We start from the raw sequence: 16,292 nt of genomic DNA, 5'->3' as shown, positions 1-16,292 counted from the left end.
GCCATCGCCCTGAGGGGATCGGCTGGGTCGCCCATGAACAGTCCCAGGTTCCCCGCCCCCTTGCGGCGGGGGAGGAACAGAATAAGAAAGCCCTGACCCGCAACGTCGCCGCGCTATGTCGGCAGACGACTGAGGAGATGGGAAACGATGACCGATCCGAACGCCAGGCCCACCGAGGAAATCTCCGTCCGGGAGGTCTTCGGCATCGAAACCGACATGAAGGCCAAGGGCTTTGCGGAACGGACCGACCGCGTTCCCGAGATCGACCCGACCTACAAGTTCGACCCTGACACGACGCTCGCCATCCTGGCGGGGTTTGCCTACAACCGGCGCGTCATGATCCAGGGCTACCACGGCACCGGGAAGTCCACGCATATCGAACAGGTGGCCGCACGGCTCAACTGGCCCACGGTGCGCGTGAACCTCGACAGCCACATCAGCCGGATCGACCTGATCGGCAAGGACGCGATCCGACTGCATGACGGCAAGCAGGTCACCGAGTTCCAGGAAGGCATCCTGCCCTGGGCGCTGCGGAACCCCTGCGCCATCGTCTTTGACGAATACGACGCCGGCCGCCCCGACGTGATGTTCGTGATCCAGCGCGTGCTGGAAACCGACGGCAAGCTCACGCTCATGGACCAGAACCAGATCCTGAACCCGCACCCGTCCTTCCGCCTGTTCGCGACCGCGAACACGGTCGGCCTGGGCGACACGACGGGCCTTTACCACGGTACGCAGCAGATCAACCAGGCGCAGATGGACCGCTGGTCCCTGGTCGCCACGCTCAACTACCTCAGCCATGACGCAGAAGCCGCGATCGTGCTGGCCAAGAACCCGCATTACAACACCGACAAGGGCCGCAAGGTCATCAACCAGATGGTGACCGTCGCGGACCTGACCCGGACGGCCTTCATGAACGGCGACCTGTCCACCGTGATGTCCCCCCGGACCGTGATCAACTGGGCCCAGAACGCCGAGATCTTCCGCAACGTGGGCTACGCGTTCCGGCTCTCGTTCCTCAACAAATGCGACGAACTCGAACGCCAGACGGTGGCCGAGTTCTACCAGCGCTGCTTTGCCGAGGAGCTTCCCGAAAGCGCCGTCGCCATGGCGATGCGGTGACCCCTCGGGCGTCCCTCTGCGGGGCGCCCCTGGCCGGCCTGATGGTCGGCCTCCTTGCTGCTGGCGACGGACGCGCGGACACCATCCCGCCCTACCCTCCCTCGACCTGCGCGGCACTGTGGGAGGGCTATGCCGACGTGCTGGGCGACGAGGGAGAACGCGCCCTGGCCGCGCGGTTCAGGGCCGCATCGGTCAAGCTGATCGGCGCGACCGAAACCGATGCCCTGATCGACGAACGTAGGCCGTGGATGCGCGATCTGCTGGCCGCTTACGTCTATGATCAGGATGACCAGAGCCGGGACCTCTTCGAACGGCTCGTCACGGGCTGCGGACGGCTCGAAGCCGACCTGCCCTACCTCGGCCCCTGACGCCGCCATCCAGCGACCAGTCCGCCCAGGATCAGCACGCCGCCATAGAGCGGCAATCCTGCCGGGAGCGGCACGGGCGCGACATCGTCCCCTCTGGGCGCGTCGGGAATGGCCTGAAAGTTGTCGATCCTGCCGTCGATGCAGCTGGAGGACTCGAACAGCTCGTAGCCACAGGCGTAGACGAACCCATCCTCGCGCAGAGCCGGAAATTCGAACTCCTCCCCCAGAAGCAGGATGTTGAGGCTCGAGATCCCGGCGAAGTCGGACGAGACCTCGTATACGCCCGAGAAGGAGGGCGTATCGGCCCCGAACAGCGCCTGGGCGACAAGGGCGCCGTCGCGGTATCCCGTAATGCGGACATGGTTGTAGGCGAAAGGTTCGAAGCCGACGTCCTGTCCTCTGGCAGCCGCCGTGACCAGCGCCTCGACCTCGTCGGACGTGCAAGCGGGACAAGGTGCCCTGACCACGCTCCGGCTGGCCGAAAGCTCGAACGCCAATGGCGTGAAATAGGTGCCGGGGTCCGCGGTGAAGGTGGTTTCGGGAACAAAGTCCCAGTTGTCCAGCGTGAGGTAGGGCCGGATCAGGCCATAGAGGCCCCAGTTCCGATCCTGGTAGGCGATATTGCCCACCTGTCCGTAGCCGAAGCTGTCCGGATCGAGCAGATCGTCGAAGTTGATCGTCACGGTGGCGGCCTGGGCCAGACCTGGCCCCAGCAGCATCGCGGCGAGAAGCGTGACCGTCCAGGCCATGGCATCCTCCTGCGCGTGAGCATGGCTGATGCTCGGGCGACCGGGACGCTGACGCAACGGTTACGATGTAGAACGGCAACCTCGGCCGAGTTCCGCCGACCCATAGGTTCAACTGCGGACTGGCCCCAGAGCCAGGCCGCCCGGAATGGACCCGGGCGGCCTGTCAGCCCTCCGACCTGGGCCGGATAGCCGAGAGAGGGCTCAGGCCTCGGCGCGCGCGGTCTTGAGAACCTTGGCGTACCAGGTCACCTGATCCAGCATGTCGTTGAGCGAGCCGCCGATGACCGGCTCCAGCGCTTCCATGGGTTCGGCATTCGGGTTGTAGGCGCTGACCCGGTAGAAGTCCGAGCCGCCGATATGCACGCCGGCGCGAACCGGAACCATCTGCAGTTCGACCGCGATCAGGCGGAGATGCTCGACGGCGCGCGCGCCGCCGACCGAACCGTAGGCGACCACGCCCATCGGCTTGCGGCCCCAGTTCACATAGTCCTGGTCGAGCGCGTTCTTGAGCGCCCCGGTGATCGAGCGGTTGTATTCGGCCACCAGGAAGACATAGCCGTCGAAGCCTGCGACCGTTTCCTGCCAGCGGACGGCGTGGGGGTCCTGCGACGGGACATAGGCGTTCGAGGCAACCTCGTTGAAGAAGGGGAGGTCGAAGTCGCGCAGGTCCACGAGCTCGACATCGATGTCGCCCCGTTCCTGCATCTTCTTGAGCGCCCACTGCGCGGGCTTGTCGGCCCAGCGGGCCTGGCGGGTCGAACCGATGATGAGGGCGATCTTGGGCTTGTCGGCCATGGCGGGCTCTCCGGAGTTGGCAATCGCGCGGAACCTGGGGCCAACCCGCGCCAAGAGCAAGCCAGGGCGTCGCGCGCCGCTGCACAGGGCCTGCGCGATGGGGCAAGGGCAGCACGGGAATGGCCCCTGCCCTTGCCGTGCCCCCCTCTCGGTGCTTTATCAGGCTCATGCCCCAGCCGACCCCCAGATCCCGCTGCCCGGCGCTCGCCGCAACGCCCCGGGTCTCCGACCGGCATGGCACGCCCGGTCAAGCGTCCAGCCAGGACGGGCATCGTTCGGCGGCAGGCTGCGGCCCTTGGGGCCGCTTCTCGGGGCCGCCTCCCCTCTCCCAGGTCGGCGCCATGCGTGGCGACGTCCAGATCAGCGCCTGGTGACGTCCATGTCCAAACCCACCGACAACCCCGCCGACCCGTTCAAGAAGGCCCTGGCGGAGGCCACCAAGGTCATGGCCGACGATCCGGAGCTGACGGTCAGCTATTCCGTCGATCCGCCGGGGCTTTCGGCGGATACGATGCGCCTGCCGCAGGTGTCGCGCCGCCTTACCAAGGACGAGATCCTGCTGGCCCGCGGCACGGCGGACAGCCTCGCGCTGAGGCGGAGGCTTCACGATCCCACGGTGGCGGACCGCTATCGGCCGCAGGGCCAGATGGCTCGCGACCTGATGGACGCCATGGAAACCGCCCGCGTCGAGGCGCTCGGGGCCGAGCACATGCCCGGCACGGCCGGGAACATCGACGCCCGCATCGCGAGCGAGGCCCGGCGCAAGGGTTACGACCAGATCCGGCAGCCCCAGGACGCGCCTCTGGCCATCGCGGCCGGCTACCTCATCCGTCACCTTGCCACCGGGCGGCCGCTGCCGCCGGGGGCCGACAATGTCATGGGGCTTTGGCGCGGCTTCATCGAGAACATGGCCGGCGAGCGCCTGAACGACATCCCCGACCTCCTGTCGGACCAGAAGGCCTTTGCCCGCTTTGCCCGCGACGTGATCCGTGACCTGGGTTACGGCGACCAGTTGGGCGACGACCCCGACGACATGGAGGACCAGTCCGAGGAGGACGCCCAGCAGGACCCGGACGAGGATCAGGAGGACGCGGGCGGCGAGCAGGAGAGCGAGAGCGAGGAGGCCGAGGCCTCGCCGGAGCGCTCCCAGGAGCAGGAGCAGGACGCCTCTCAGGCCCAGGTCTCGATGGAGGCCGACTCCGACGCCGAGGAGATGGACGCCGAGGAGCTGCCCGAAGGCGAAGCGCCGCATGAGCCGCCGCCCCCCGCGCCCTACAGCGACGCCGACCCGACCTACAAGGTCTTCATCACCCAGTTCGACGAGATCATCGGCGCCGAGGAGCTGGCCGAGCCTGCCGAGCTCGACCGCCTGCGGGCCTACCTCGACCAGCAGCTCGAACCTCTGAAGGGCGCGGTGTCGCGGCTCGCCAACAAGCTGCAGCGCCGCCTTCAGGCCCAGCAGAACCGGAGCTGGGAGTTCGACCGCGAGGAGGGCATCCTCGACGCCGGACGCCTTGCCCGGGTGGTCGCGAACCCGACGACGCCGCTGTCGTTCAAGGTCGAGAAGGACACCGAATTCCGCGACACCGTGGTGACGCTTCTCCTCGACAACTCCGGATCCATGCGCGGGCGGCCCATTTCCATCGCCGCCATCTGCGCCGACGTGCTGGCCCGGACGCTGGAGCGCTGCCAGGTCAAGGTGGAGATCCTGGGCTTTACCACCCGCGCCTGGAAGGGCGGGCAGAGCCGGGAGAAATGGCTGGCCGAGGGGCGCCCGCCGATGCCCGGCCGCCTGAACGACCTGCGCCACATCGTCTACAAGTCCGCCGACGCCCCTTGGCGGCGGGTGCGGCCGAACCTCGGGCTGATGATGAAGGAGGGCCTCCTGAAGGAGAACATCGACGGCGAGGCGCTGGAATGGGCGCACCGCCGGATGGTGGGCCGCCCCGAGGCGCGCAAGATCCTCATGGTCATCTCGGACGGCGCGCCGGTGGACGACTCGACGCTCTCCGTGAACCCGGCGAATACGCTGGAGAAGCACCTGCGCGACGTGATCGCCATGGTGGAGCGGCGCAAGGCAGTGGAGCTCATTGCCATTGGCATCGGCCACGACGTCACGCGCTACTACCAGCGCGCCGTCACGATCACCGACGTGGAGCAGCTGGCCGGCGCCATCACAGAGCAACTCGCGAGCCTCTTCGAGCCCGACCCCCGGAAGCGCGCGCGGATCGAGCGGAGACGGGCCTGATGTTCCAAAGCTTCGATGTGACAGCCGATCCGTCGCACGGTCCCGCCCGTCTGGCCGCCCTGCGCGAATTGATGAGCCGCGAAGGAGTGGATGCCGTGCTGGTGCCGCGTTCGGACCGGTTCCAGGGCGAGTATGTCGCCCCGAGCGATGAGCGTCTGGCCTGGCTCACCGGATTCACCGGATCGGCGGGCTTCTGCGCCGTCACCCGCGACGAGGCGGGGGTCTTCATCGACGGACGCTACCGGGTCCAGGTCCGGTCGCAGGTCGCGCCCGTCTTCACCCCGGTCCCCTGGCCCGAGACCAAGCTGGCCGACTGGCTGCTGGATCGCCTCGGAACCGGGCAGGCCGTCGGTTTCGATCCCTGGCTCCATACCGTCGAGGAGATCGAGAAACTTCGCGAAAGGCTTGGCCCCAAGGGCGTGGGACTCGTGCCCATCGACAATCCCATCGACCGGCTCTGGGCCGATCGTCCCGCATCACCGACGGTGCCCTTCACGACCTTCCCCGAGGAGATCGCGGGCGAGAGCCATGCCAGCAAGCGTGGCCGCATCGCCGCCGCTCTTCGCGAGGCGGGGGAACGGGCCTGCGTCCTGACCCTTCCCGACTCCATCGCCTGGCTCCTCAACATCCGGGGCGGCGACGTGGCGTGCAACCCCGTCCCCCAGGCCTATGCCGTCCTGCACGAGGATGGAACCTGCGACCTTTACTGCCCGCCCGGCAAGGCCGAGTCGGTCCGGGATGACCTGGGCCAGGACGTCCGCGTCCACCCCGAGACCTCGTTCGTGCCCGGCCTCGACTTTCTGCCTTCACCGACCCGGATCGACCCCAAGAGCTGTCCGGAGGCGGTGCACGCGTTCCTGGTAGCCCGAGGGATCACCGTCTCGCGGGGGGTGGATCCTTGCATCCTGCCCAAGGCCCGCAAGACCGCGGCCGAGATCGCCGCCACGGTCGAGGCCCATCTGCGCGACGGCGCGGCAATGGCGAACTTCCTGGCCTGGCTGGACCGGGAGGCGCCCCAGGGCGGCCTGACCGAGATCGCCGTGGTGAAGGCCCTCGAAGGCTTCCGGCGGGCCACCAACGCGCTGCGTGACATCAGCTTCGACACGATCTGCGGCGCGGGGGCGCATGGCGCCATCGTCCATTACCGCGTGACCGAGGCCACCGATGCGCCCGTGCGGCCAGGGGAGCTGCTGCTCGTGGATTCGGGCGGGCAGTACCTCGATGGGACGACCGACATCACCCGAACGGTCGCGATCGGTCCGGCCCCCGACGGGGCCGCCGAGGCCTACACCCGGGTCCTCCAGGGCATGATCGCGATCAGCCGGGCGCGCTTTCCCAGGGGGGTCGCGGGCCAGCATCTCGATGCGCTCGCGCGTTATCCGCTGTGGCTCGCGGGGCAGGACTACGATCATGGCACCGGTCACGGCGTGGGCGTCTATCTCAGCGTTCATGAGGGACCGCAGCGGCTGTCGCGCCTGTCGGACGTGCCGCTCGAGCCCGGCATGATCCTGTCCAACGAGCCCGGCTACTACCGCGAAGGGGCGTTCGGCATCCGGATCGAGAACCTGATCCTCGTCGAGGACGCGCCGCCGGTTCCGGGCGGCGACAGCCGGGCGATGCTGTCCTTCCGGACCCTGACCTGGGTCCCGTTCGACCGGCGGCTGATCGTCGGGACAATGCTGTCCCAGGATGAACGCGCCTGGATCGACGCCTATCATGCGGGCGTGCTGGACCGGATCGGTCCCCGAACCGAGGGCGAAACGCTCGCCTGGCTTCGGTCAGCCTGCGCGCCGCTCTGACGGGCTTGCCTGGCATCCCTTGGCGCGGCCATGATCCAGCTGGGACACGCAAGGGAACACGCCATGTCAGAGCACATCACGATCCGTCCGTCCGGCGGCACCTGGGTCGTCCGCGCAGGAGGGGCGGTGCTGGCCGAGACCGGCCGGGCGCTGGAGCTCCGGGAGGGAGGCTACCCTCCCGTCATCTACATCCCGCGCGAGGATGTCGCGATGGCCTTCTTCGAACCGTCGGCCACGCGCTCGGTCTGCCCCCACAAGGGGGAGGCCAGCTACTTTTCCTTCGTCGGCAAGAGCGGAACGGTAAAGGACGCGGCCTGGATCTATGAGACGCCCAAGGCCGACGTGACGCCGATCGCCGGCCACCTCGCCTTCTACCTGACCAAGGTGACGCTGGAGCACGTCTGAGCGACAGCCTCCCGGGGCTCCTGGAAGGCGGCGCAGCGGACCTGCGTCAGGCCGCGTCCGCACCCTCCAGGAGGACCCGGGCCGCGCCCCGGGCTGCCTCGGTCACGGTCTCGCCCGCCAGCATCCGGGCGATCTCGTCGACCCGATCCGAGGGACCGAGCGGAACCACACGCGACGTCGTCGTGCCGTCGCGGACCGCCTTCTCCACCCGCCAGTGATGCGAGCCCAGCGCCGCCACCTGCGGCGAATGGGTGACGACCAGCACCTGCCCCCCATGCGCGAGGTCGGCCAGACGCCGCCCCACGGCCGCCGCGGTGGCCCCACCGACGCCGCGGTCGATCTCGTCGAAGATCATGGTCTTGGCGTCGCCCTCGCGCACGAGGCAGACCTTGAGAGCGAGAAGGAAGCGCGACAGCTCCCCGCCCGACGCGATGCGGTCGAGAGGACCGGCCGGCGCCCCCGGGTTGGTGGCCGCCACGAAGCGCACCTCGTCCTGGCCCTCGGGACCGGGGTCGCCGGACGTGACCTCGACCGAGAAGACCGCCCGCTCCATCCGAAGCGGAGGAAGCTCGGCCGCCATGGCCGCGGAGAGGCGCCCCGCCGCGCTTTGCCGGAAGGCCGACAGCTCGTCCGCTGCCTCCTGGTAGGTCGCGTCCGCGGCGCGGACGGCCGACTGCAGGCGGCCCTGGTCCGCTTCGGAAGCGTCGAGCGTCGCAAGCCGCCGGCCCATGTCCTCGGCCAGCGCCGGAAGGTCGTCGGGCAGGACGTTGTGCTTGCGGGCCAGCGCCCGGATGGCAAAAAGGCGTTCCTCGGTCTCTTCCAGCGCGCGGGGATCGAACGTCAGCGCATCCAGGAAGTCCCGCACCCCGGCTTCGGCCTCGGAAAGCGCCTCCTGCGAGCGTTCGAGCGCGGCCAGCGGCTCGTCCAGGCGACCCTCGGCCTGATCGACGGCGGCATCCAGGCGGCGCATCGCCTCGGAGATCAGGCCTTCGGCCCCTTGGGACGAAATGGCATTGAGGGCCTTGGCGATCCCCTCGCGGATCTTCTCGCCCGCCTGCATCAGACGGCGCTGGGCGTCGAGCTGCGCTTCCTCCCCCGGCTGGGGATCAAGCTTGGACATCTCCTCCACGGCGTGGCGGAGGAAGTCCTCTTCGGTCTTCAGCTTCTCGCGGGCCGCGTCCGCCTCGGCCAAAGCGCGGCGGGCCTCGCGCCGGGCGGTCCAGGCCTCCCTCACGCGGACCAGCAGCGGCTCGGCCCCGGCGAAATCGTCAAGCAGCGACCGGTGCACGCGGGGGTTCAGCAGGCCCTTGTCGTCCTGCTGTCCGTGAAGCTCCACGAGCGTGTCGGACAGCGCCCGCAGCGTCTCGCCCGAGGCGCGGCGGTCGTTGATCCAGGCGGTCTTGCGGCCGTCGGTGTAGTTCACCCGGCGCAGGATCAGTTCGGACGGATCGTCCTCGTTGGGCTCGATGCCGGCTTCGGCCAGGACGGCATGGGCCGGATGGCCGGGGGGCAGCTCGAAGACAGCCGTGACCTCGCCCCGGTCGGCCCCCGTGCGCACCAGCTCGGCCCGGCCCCGCCAGCCCAGCACGAAGCCCAATGAGTCGAGCAGGATCGACTTGCCCGCCCCCGTCTCTCCGGTCAGGACGTTCAGCCCGGGCCGGAAGGCGAGATCAAGTCGCTCAATGATCAGCATGTCGCGTATCTCGAGCGCGCGCAGCATCCCCGTCTCCCGCCTGTCCCGCTCAGGATGTGGCTCCTGTTCCGGAAGGGGTCAACCCTCCTCCGGAGGGATGAGGCCCTGCGACGCAAGGTCGGACCAGAGCGCCTCGGGGAGGGTCGCACGGGCCGCCTGCAGGTTGTCCTCCATCTCCTCGACCGTCTGGCTTCCCGGGATCACCGACAGCACGGCCGGGTGGCGCAGGGGATAGCGGAACGCGGCATGGACAAGCCGCACGCCGTGGCTGTCGCAGACGGCCCGGAGCCGTCGCGCGCGGTCGGCCACCTCGGGAGGGACCCGGTCGTAGTCGTAGTGCTCCTGCCCGGCGAGGACCCCGGAATTGTAGGGGCCGCCGATGATGACGCCGATCCCCTTCTGGACGCAGAGCGGCAGGAACGATGCGGCCGCCTCCTGTTCCAGCAGCGTGTAGCGCCCCGCCAGGAGGATGACGTCCAGGTCCGCGCGCTCGGCCAGCCATTGGGCGATGCGCCAGTCGTTGACGCCCAAGCCGATGGCGCGGATCATCCCTTGGGCGCGCATCTCGTGCAGCGCCCGATGCCCGCCCGAGATGAACTGGTCGAGCCAGCCATCCAGCGCCTCCTGCGAGCCGTGGGTCCACACATCGAGATCATGGGCGTGCAGGATGTCGATCCGGTCCACGCCCAACCGCTCGAGCGAGAACTCCACCGAGCGCCTCACGCCATCATAGGAGTAGTCGTAGACGCCCGTCCGGGACGGAACCTCGAACCATCTGCCGTGGCCTTCGCGCTGGTCGTAGGTCGTGGGGCGCAGCCAGCGCCCGACCTTGCTGGCCAGGACGAACTCCTCGCGCGGCTTGCCCCGGAGGAATGGATTGAGACGGGTTTCGGCCAGACCGGGCCCGTAGAGCGGCGCCGTGTCGAAGTGGCGCACGCCACCGGCCCAGGCGGTCTCCATGACGGCGCGCGCATCCTCGTCGGGGATGGCGCGGTACAGGTTGGCAAGGGGCGCGGTGCCCAGCCCCAGTTCGGTGAAGGTCAGTCCGCTCTTGGCGTGGTGTCGCGTGGTCAGTTGCATCCCGTCCCCCCTCATGCTGACATGCTAGTCACCGCAGGGGAGGCGAGTAAAGCATATGACCGAAACGTTCCGCCGGGTCTTTGGTCCGGGCAAGCCGGTGATCGCCATGGTGCATCTGGGCGCGTTGCCGGGCGCTCCCCTCCACGATGAATCGCGCGGGGTCGAGGGCCTGATCGAGGATGCCCGGGCCGACCTTCAGGCCCTGCAGGCGGCAGGCGTGGACGCGGTGATGTTCGGCAACGAGAACGACCGCCCCTACGAGTTCAAGGTGGACACCGCATCGACCGCCACCATGGCCTATGTCATCGGCCGCCTGAGGCCCGAGATCACGGTGCCTTTCGGCGTGAACGTGCTCTGGGATCCGATGTCGACGGTCGCGCTCGCCGCCGCGACGGGGGCCTCCTTCGTGCGCGAGATCTTCACCGGCACCTATGCCTCGGACATGGGCGTCTGGGCGCCCGACGCCGGCCAAGCCATGCGCTACCGCAACCGCCTGGGCCGGCCTGACTGCGCCATGCTCTACAACGTCAGCGCCGAGTTCGCCGACAGCCAGGACCGCCGTCCCCTGCCCGACCGGGCGCGGTCCGCGGTGTTCTCCTCCATCCCCGACGCGGTGCTCGTGTCCGGCCAGATCACCGGCGAGGCCGCGCGGATGGAGGACCTCGAGGGCGTGAAGCGCGTGCTGCCGACCACCCCCGTCCTGGCCAACACGGGCGTCAGGCACGACACCGTGGCCGAGGTGCTGCGGATCGCCGACGGCTGCGTCGTGGGCTCCGCGCTCAAGGTGGACGGGCACACCTGGAACGCGGTGGATCCCGACCGCGCCCGGGCCTTCATGGACCGTGCCCGGGCCGCCCGATGAGCCCGGCGCCCTCGACCCTGCGCGAGGACGTGACGGCGCTCTGCCTCCTGCCTGGCCTGTCAGGGCATGAAGAGCGGGTGGCGGCCTGGCTGCGGGAACGGCTCGGGGCGCTGCACATGGCGTCGCACACCGACCGCCTGGGCAACCTCATCGTCACGCTGGAGGGGGACCCGACGCTGCCGTCGGTCATGGTCTTCACCCACATGGATCAGCTCGGGTTCTTCGTTCGCAAGGTCGAACCCGACGGGATGATCCGGGTGGAGCGGATGGGCGGCGTCGCCGAGAAGGCCATGCTGGCGCAGGCCGTCCTTCTTTGTCCTGCCGGCCACCCGGACGTGCCGGGGGTCATCACGGTCAAATCCCACCACGCCACCCCGCCCGGCGAAAAGTACGCCGTCCCCACGACGCCCGAGATCCGCATCGACACCGGGCACGGGTCCAAGGCGGCGGTCGAGGCCGCGGGCATCCGCATCGGCACCCCAGTGGTCTACCTGCCGCGCGTCCTGCCGCTGGCCAACGATCGCCTCGCCGGGACGGCGGTGGACGACCGCGCCGGCTGCGCCGTCCTCCTCGATGTGACGCGGGTCCTGAAGGATCGGCGGGGCGGTCCCACCGTCCATCTGGTCTGGTCCGTGCAGGAGGAGTTCAACCTCCGCGGCGCCGTGGTCGCGGCGCAGGTCCTTCAGCCCGATATCGCCATCCAGATCGACCTCATGCTCGCCACCGACACCCCCGACATGGCCGACCGGGGCGAGATGGCGCTGGGCGGCGGCCCGGGCATGTCGCTCTATTCCTTCCATGGGCGCGGGACGCTGAACGGAGTCATCCCGCACCCGGCGCTGGTGCGGCTGATGGAGCGGACGGCCGAGGCCGAGGGGATGCCTCTCCAGCGGTCGGCGCAGGTCGGGGTGCTGACGGACCTGAGCTACGTCCAGACCGTCGGCGGGGGCGTGGCGTCGATCGACTTGGGCTTTCCCATGCGGCATTCCCATTCGGCGCTGGAGGTCTGCGACCTGCGCGATCTCGACGCGCTGGCCCGGCTGATCGTGGCGGCGCTGGGCCGCATCGATCCCGACCTCAGGCTGGAGCGCGACGCATGACCGTCACCATGGGCATCGATATCGGCACCTTCGAATCGAAGGGCGTGCTGGTCGAGGACGGGCGCATCCTTGCCCAGGCCCGGCGCCCTCACGACATGCTGGTTCCCCGCCCGGGGTGGGCCGAGCATCGGGCCGAGGAGGATTGGTGGGGCGATACGGTGGCCCTGTCGCGCGCGCTTCTTGCCCAGGCTCCGGACGCGCGGGTGGCGGCTCTGGCGATCAGCGCCATCGGCCCCTGCTGCCTGCCCGTGGATGCGGGGGGCGTCCCGCTCCGCAACGGCATCCTTTATGGTGTCGACACACGAGCCAGCGCCGAGATCGACGAACTGACCGCTCGGATCGGGGCCGAGGCCATCCTGTCCCGCGCGGGAACCTCCCTCACGTCGCAGGCGGTCGGCCCCAAAGTCCTGTGGCTTCAAAGGAACGAGCCCGAAACCTGGGTCCGCACCGCGCGCCTCCACACCTCGACCTCGTTCATCTTGGAGCGCCTGACCGGCGTCCATGCCATGGATCGCTATTCGGCGGCCAGTTGGGCGCCTCTTTACGACATGGAGGCTGGCGACTGGGGCGAGGACCTGTTCGGCATCTGCCACCGAAGACAGTTGCCGCGGCTTCTCTGGACGACCGAGATCGCGGGCGGCGTGAGGCGCGACGCGGCCGAAGCCACGGGACTTCCCGAAGGCACTCCGGTCACCGTGGGAACCATCGATGCCGCCGCCGAGGCCGTTTCGGTCGGGGTGACCCGTCCGGGCGACCTGATGCTGATGTACGGCTCGACCGTCTATGTCATCGAGATCACGGCGGAACGGGTCCGGGACGCCCGGCTCTGGACGTCGCCCTGGCTGTTCCCGGGCCCGTGGGCCGCTCAGGCCGGATTGGCCACCTCCGGCACCCTGACCCAATGGTTTCGCGAGGTCATCGCACCCGGCCTTCCCCGCGACGAAGCCTTCACCACCCTGGCGGCGGAGGCCGAAGCCTCGCCGCCCGGCGCGCGGGGGCTCATCTGCCTGCCCTACTTCTCGGGCGAGCGGACTCCGATCCATGACCCAAGGGCGCGTGGCGTGTTCTTCGGGATGGACCTGACGCATACGCGCGGCGATTTGTACCGCGCCTGCCTCGAGGGGATCGCTGCGGCGACCCGGCATATCGTGGACACCTATCGCGAGGCCGGAGCCGCCCCGTCGCGCGTCATGGCCGTGGGTGGCGGCACCAGGACGGGCGTCTGGCTCCAGGCGACCTCGGACCTGACCGGCCTTCCGCAGGACCTTCGCGCCGTGACCACCGGGGCGGCTTATGGCGATGCGTTCCTGGCTGCCCTGGCCATCGGCGCGGCCGAGCCGGCGGACATCGACCTCTGGAATCCGGCCGAGCGCGTGGTGCAGCCGCGCGATCTTCCGGAGTACGCGAGGCTCTATCCGCTGTTCCGTCGCCTTTACGACCAGACCAAGGACATCATGAGGGACCTCAGCGCCTGACTCCGGCAGGTCGCACACCCCAAGACGTCAGCCCCGCAGACGTCAGCTGCCCAAAGGGCGGGGGCGCTGGCGGATGCGGGAACCGGCACGCACCTGTTCGCCTGCCTTGCGGAGAATGGCTCCCGCAGCGACCCGTCCCCCGAGAGGACGGGCGAACTCCGCAGGGCCGGATCCGCCCGGGCTCAGGCGAACAGGTCCGACCGCTCCGACACGAGTGATTCCAACCGTGTGACGAGCTGGTTCAGGTGCACGCGCGTGGCCTCGCGCGCGGCCACCGGATCGCGCGCCTCGAGGGCCGCGACGATGGCGCGGTGCTCCTCGAGGGTCTCCTGGACACGCCCGGGCGTCGGCAGCAGGAGCCGACGCGCGCGGTCCACGTGAACCCAGGCCGTCCGGGACAGCGCCGGCAACCTCCGATGTCCGGTGAAGGACAGGATCAGTTCATGGAACTGCGCGTCTGCAACGTAGAATCCCTTGAAGTCGCCGTCCTCGACGGCGCCCTCCTGAAGACGCAGGTTCCGACGGAGCAGGATGAGTTGCTCCTCGGTCGCGGTGCGGGCCACCAGTTCGATGGCGGCCAGTTCAAAGGCTTCGCGGAGGAAGGCTCCCTCGCGCACCTCCTCCATGGACAGCTTCGCCACGAAGGTCCCCGCCTGCGGCACGACATCCACAAGCGCCTCGGTCGCCAGGCGGGCCACGGCCTCGGAAACCGGGCTGCGCGACACGCCCAGCACGTCGCAGACCTCTCCCTTCCGCAGGATCGCGCCCGGACGCAGCGAGAGATCGAGGATCGCCTCCTTGAGCGAGGCGTAGACCTTCTGTGACAACGACCCTGGAAAGGCATCCAGGGGACGAAGGAGCGGGGCTTCCTTGCGAAGCGGCGTTTCAAGGACGACTTGCGGCATGCTAGCATGTTAGCTACAGGCCGAATCAAGTCAACGTTCCGGCTCCAGAGGGGGAGGACCCATGCTCGACCAGATGACATCCGCCACGATCCGCCTTCATCCGGCCGACAACGTGGTGATCGCGCTTGCCGACCTCGCAGCCGGAACGGTCCTGCCCGAACTGGGCCTGCCCCTCCCCGGCCCGGTGCCGCGCGGCCACAAGATCGCGGTCGCGCCTATCGCGCCCGGGGGCAATGTGATCCGCTACGGCCAGATCATCGGCGCGGCCACGCAGCCCATCCATCCCGGCGAGCATGTGCATAGCCACAACCTCGGCATGGGGGCGCACGACACCGATTACGCCTTTGGCACCGACATCCGCCCCCTCCCCCTTGTGACCGAAACACGGACCTTCGACGGCTATCATCGCGCCGACGGGCAGGTGGGCACGCGGAACTACCTGGGCGTCATCACCTCTGTGAACTGCTCTGGCTCGGTCGCCCGCTTCATCGCCGAAGCCTGCGAGCGGGAGCCGTGGCTGCGCGACAACCCGGCCATCGACGGCGTCGTGCCGATCGTCCACGGCACCGGCTGCGGGATGAGCGGCAAGGACGAAGGTTACGAGACGCTGTTCCGCACGCTGCAGGGCTATTCGAGGAACCCGAACTTCGCGGGCATCCTCCTGGTCGGCCTGGGCTGCGAGGTGATGCAGGTGCCGGACCTCATCGGCAAGGGCCGGATGCGGGGCGATGGGGCCTTCCGCTATATGACGATCCAGCAGACCGGCGGCACCCGCCGCACCGTCGAGAAGGGCGTGGCGATCCTGCGCGAGATGGCCGAGTCGGCGGCCAAGGCCGTGCGCGAGCCCGCGGGGCTGGAGCACCTCGTGATCGGGATGCAGTGCGGCGGATCGGACGGCTATTCCGGCATCACCGCGAACCCGGCGCTGGGCGCGGCCTCGGACCTGCTGGTGGCCCATGGCGGCACCACGATCCTGAGCGAGACGCCCGAGATCTACGGGGCCGAGCACCTGCTGACCCGCCGCGCCGTCTCCCGCGAGGTGGGCGAGAAGATCGTCGAACGCATCAAGTGGTGGGAGGACTACACCGCCCGCAACGGCGGCGAGATGGACAACAACCCCTCCCCCGGCAACAAGAAGGGCGGCCTGACCACGATCCTTGAAAAATCGCTGGGCGCCGTCGCCAAGGGCGGCACGGCCCCGCTGACCGAGGTCTACAAGTTCGGCGAGCCCATCACCAAGCGCGGCTTCGTCTACATGGATTCGCCCGGCTACGACCCTTGCTCGGTCACCGGGCAGATCGCCTCGGGCGCGAACCTGATCGTGTTCACGACAGGACGCGGCTCGGTGTCGGGCTACAAACCGGTGCCCTGCATCAAGCTCGCCACCAACAGCGAGATGTACGGCCGGATGAGCGAGGACATGGACGTCAACTGCGGCGACATCGTCTCTGAAGGCGTGTCGCTGGAGGAGAAGGGCCGCGAGATCTTCGAAAAGTTCATCGCGACGGCCAGCGGCCAGCACACCAAGTCCGAGGAGCTGGGCTTTGGCGGAGCCGAGTTCGTGCCGTGGCAGATGGGCGCCGTAATGTAGCGCAGGCTGGAGCGGTCGAACCGAAAGGTCCAGGAGGTCCGAGCCATATTGGCCCGGACCTTTGTTCCATCACGACCGACCTCCGTCCCCAAGGCGGTCC

At 69.0% G+C, this 16,292-nt stretch carries 14 protein-coding genes; 9 read left to right on the top strand and 5 right to left on the bottom strand.

Features of this window, described 5'->3' with window-relative positions:
* The first annotated feature begins 147 nt into the window (after nucleotides 1-147).
* Complete coding sequence (gene cobS, locus J3P31_RS05400; RefSeq protein ID WP_210527387.1) at nucleotides 148-1,122, top strand: cobaltochelatase subunit CobS; 975 nt, start codon at nucleotides 148-150, stop codon at nucleotides 1,120-1,122.
* Nucleotides 1,119-1,490, top strand: a complete 372-nt coding sequence (locus J3P31_RS05395) for a hypothetical protein (RefSeq protein ID WP_210527386.1) — start codon at nucleotides 1,119-1,121, stop codon at nucleotides 1,488-1,490. Before cobS ends, J3P31_RS05395 begins: the two co-directional genes overlap by 4 nt.
* Here the strand turns inward: J3P31_RS05395 and J3P31_RS05390 are convergent.
* Both J3P31_RS05390 and J3P31_RS05385 read right to left on the bottom strand, forming a co-directional pair.
* Complete coding sequence (locus tag J3P31_RS05390) at nucleotides 1,475-2,239, bottom strand: hypothetical protein (protein ID WP_210527385.1); 765 nt, start codon at nucleotides 2,237-2,239, stop codon at nucleotides 1,475-1,477. The two genes, J3P31_RS05395 and J3P31_RS05390, sit on opposite strands and share 16 nt — an antisense overlap.
* A 201-nt stretch (nucleotides 2,240-2,440) precedes the next feature.
* Nucleotides 2,441-3,034 (bottom strand): NADPH-dependent FMN reductase, encoded by a 594-nt coding sequence (locus J3P31_RS05385; RefSeq protein WP_210527384.1) that lies wholly within the window; start codon nucleotides 3,032-3,034, stop codon nucleotides 2,441-2,443.
* 379 nt (nucleotides 3,035-3,413) lie between these two features.
* Between J3P31_RS05385 and cobT the strand changes: the two genes are divergently transcribed.
* From cobT to J3P31_RS05370, 3 genes are all read left to right on the top strand, one after another.
* Nucleotides 3,414-5,282 (top strand): cobaltochelatase subunit CobT, encoded by a 1,869-nt coding sequence (gene cobT, locus J3P31_RS05380; protein ID WP_210527383.1) that lies wholly within the window; start codon nucleotides 3,414-3,416, stop codon nucleotides 5,280-5,282.
* Nucleotides 5,282-7,081, top strand: a complete 1,800-nt coding sequence (locus tag J3P31_RS05375; RefSeq protein WP_210527382.1) for an aminopeptidase P family protein — start codon at nucleotides 5,282-5,284, stop codon at nucleotides 7,079-7,081. Before cobT ends, J3P31_RS05375 begins: the two co-directional genes overlap by 1 nt.
* A 63-nt stretch (nucleotides 7,082-7,144) precedes the next feature.
* Nucleotides 7,145-7,486, top strand: a complete 342-nt coding sequence (locus J3P31_RS05370; protein ID WP_210527381.1) for a DUF427 domain-containing protein — start codon at nucleotides 7,145-7,147, stop codon at nucleotides 7,484-7,486.
* 46 nt (nucleotides 7,487-7,532) lie between these two features.
* Here the strand turns inward: J3P31_RS05370 and recN are convergent, their stop codons facing one another.
* Both recN and J3P31_RS05360 read right to left on the bottom strand, forming a co-directional pair.
* Complete coding sequence (recN, locus tag J3P31_RS05365) at nucleotides 7,533-9,206, bottom strand: DNA repair protein RecN (RefSeq protein ID WP_210527380.1); 1,674 nt, start codon at nucleotides 9,204-9,206, stop codon at nucleotides 7,533-7,535.
* 51 nt (nucleotides 9,207-9,257) lie between these two features.
* Nucleotides 9,258-10,259, bottom strand: coding sequence for an aldo/keto reductase (locus J3P31_RS05360; protein WP_210527379.1), 1,002 nt, complete (start codon nucleotides 10,257-10,259; stop codon nucleotides 9,258-9,260).
* A gap of 55 nt (nucleotides 10,260-10,314) precedes the next feature.
* On the opposite strand from J3P31_RS05360, the gene J3P31_RS05355 reads away from it, so the two are divergent.
* Genes J3P31_RS05355 through J3P31_RS05345 form a run of 3 tightly spaced genes read left to right on the top strand, consistent with a single transcriptional unit; the run spans nucleotide 10,315 to nucleotide 13,696 of the window.
* Nucleotides 10,315-11,121 carry a BtpA/SgcQ family protein gene (locus J3P31_RS05355; RefSeq protein ID WP_210527378.1) on the top strand — a complete coding sequence of 269 codons (807 nt, stop codon included), beginning with the start codon at nucleotides 10,315-10,317 and terminating at the stop codon, nucleotides 11,119-11,121.
* The gene (locus J3P31_RS05350; protein ID WP_210527377.1) at nucleotides 11,118-12,221 is read left to right on the top strand and encodes a zinc-binding metallopeptidase family protein; all 1,104 of its coding nucleotides are present in this window, start codon (nucleotides 11,118-11,120) and stop codon (nucleotides 12,219-12,221) included. The genes J3P31_RS05355 and J3P31_RS05350 overlap by 4 nt, the downstream gene beginning before the upstream one ends.
* Nucleotides 12,218-13,696: an FGGY-family carbohydrate kinase gene (locus J3P31_RS05345; protein ID WP_210527376.1), complete on the top strand. Its 1,479-nt coding sequence runs from the start codon at nucleotides 12,218-12,220 to the stop codon at nucleotides 13,694-13,696. Before J3P31_RS05350 ends, J3P31_RS05345 begins: the two co-directional genes overlap by 4 nt.
* A gap of 182 nt (nucleotides 13,697-13,878) precedes the next feature.
* On the opposite strand, the gene J3P31_RS05340 is transcribed toward J3P31_RS05345, so the two are convergent.
* Entirely contained in the window at nucleotides 13,879-14,601 is a 723-nt protein-coding gene (locus J3P31_RS05340) for a GntR family transcriptional regulator (protein WP_210527375.1), read from the bottom strand.
* A 61-nt stretch (nucleotides 14,602-14,662) separates the two neighbouring features.
* Here J3P31_RS05340 and J3P31_RS05335 point away from each other — a divergent pair, with 61 nt between their 5' ends.
* Nucleotides 14,663-16,192, top strand: coding sequence for a UxaA family hydrolase (locus J3P31_RS05335; RefSeq protein ID WP_246849311.1), 1,530 nt, complete (start codon nucleotides 14,663-14,665; stop codon nucleotides 16,190-16,192).
* Nucleotides 16,193-16,292 lie beyond the last annotated feature (100 nt).

The sequence above is a fragment of the Rubellimicrobium arenae genome (assembly GCF_017916275.1).
Classification (GTDB): Bacteria; Pseudomonadota; Alphaproteobacteria; order Rhodobacterales; family Rhodobacteraceae; genus Rubellimicrobium; species Rubellimicrobium arenae.
The sequence above is the reverse complement of the archived record's forward strand: the minus strand, read 5'-3'. Positions and strand labels throughout refer to the sequence as shown.

Bases quoted from the DNA above. Each gene is read 5' to 3' on its own strand.
- J3P31_RS05385 (WP_210527384.1), bottom strand. From the start codon at position 3,034: ATGGCCGACAAGCCCAAGATCGCCCTCATCATCGGTTCGACCCGCCAG.
- J3P31_RS05375 (WP_210527382.1), top strand. From the start codon at position 5,282: ATGTTCCAAAGCTTCGATGTGACAGCCGATCCGTCGCACGGTCCCGCC.
- J3P31_RS05355 (WP_210527378.1), top strand. From the start codon at position 10,315: ATGACCGAAACGTTCCGCCGGGTCTTTGGTCCGGGCAAGCCGGTGATC.
- cobS (WP_210527387.1), top strand. From the start codon at position 148: ATGACCGATCCGAACGCCAGGCCCACCGAGGAAATCTCCGTCCGGGAG.
- J3P31_RS05390 (WP_210527385.1), bottom strand. From the start codon at position 2,239: ATGGCCTGGACGGTCACGCTTCTCGCCGCGATGCTGCTGGGGCCAGGT.
- cobT (WP_210527383.1), top strand. From the start codon at position 3,414: ATGTCCAAACCCACCGACAACCCCGCCGACCCGTTCAAGAAGGCCCTG.
- J3P31_RS05340 (WP_210527375.1), bottom strand. From the start codon at position 14,601: ATGCCGCAAGTCGTCCTTGAAACGCCGCTTCGCAAGGAAGCCCCGCTC.
- J3P31_RS05345 (WP_210527376.1), top strand. From the start codon at position 12,218: ATGACCGTCACCATGGGCATCGATATCGGCACCTTCGAATCGAAGGGC.
- J3P31_RS05335 (WP_246849311.1), top strand. From the start codon at position 14,663: ATGCTCGACCAGATGACATCCGCCACGATCCGCCTTCATCCGGCCGAC.
- J3P31_RS05350 (WP_210527377.1), top strand. From the start codon at position 11,118: ATGAGCCCGGCGCCCTCGACCCTGCGCGAGGACGTGACGGCGCTCTGC.
- recN (WP_210527380.1), bottom strand. From the start codon at position 9,206: ATGCTGCGCGCGCTCGAGATACGCGACATGCTGATCATTGAGCGACTT.
- J3P31_RS05360 (WP_210527379.1), bottom strand. From the start codon at position 10,259: ATGCAACTGACCACGCGACACCACGCCAAGAGCGGACTGACCTTCACC.
- J3P31_RS05370 (WP_210527381.1), top strand. From the start codon at position 7,145: ATGTCAGAGCACATCACGATCCGTCCGTCCGGCGGCACCTGGGTCGTC.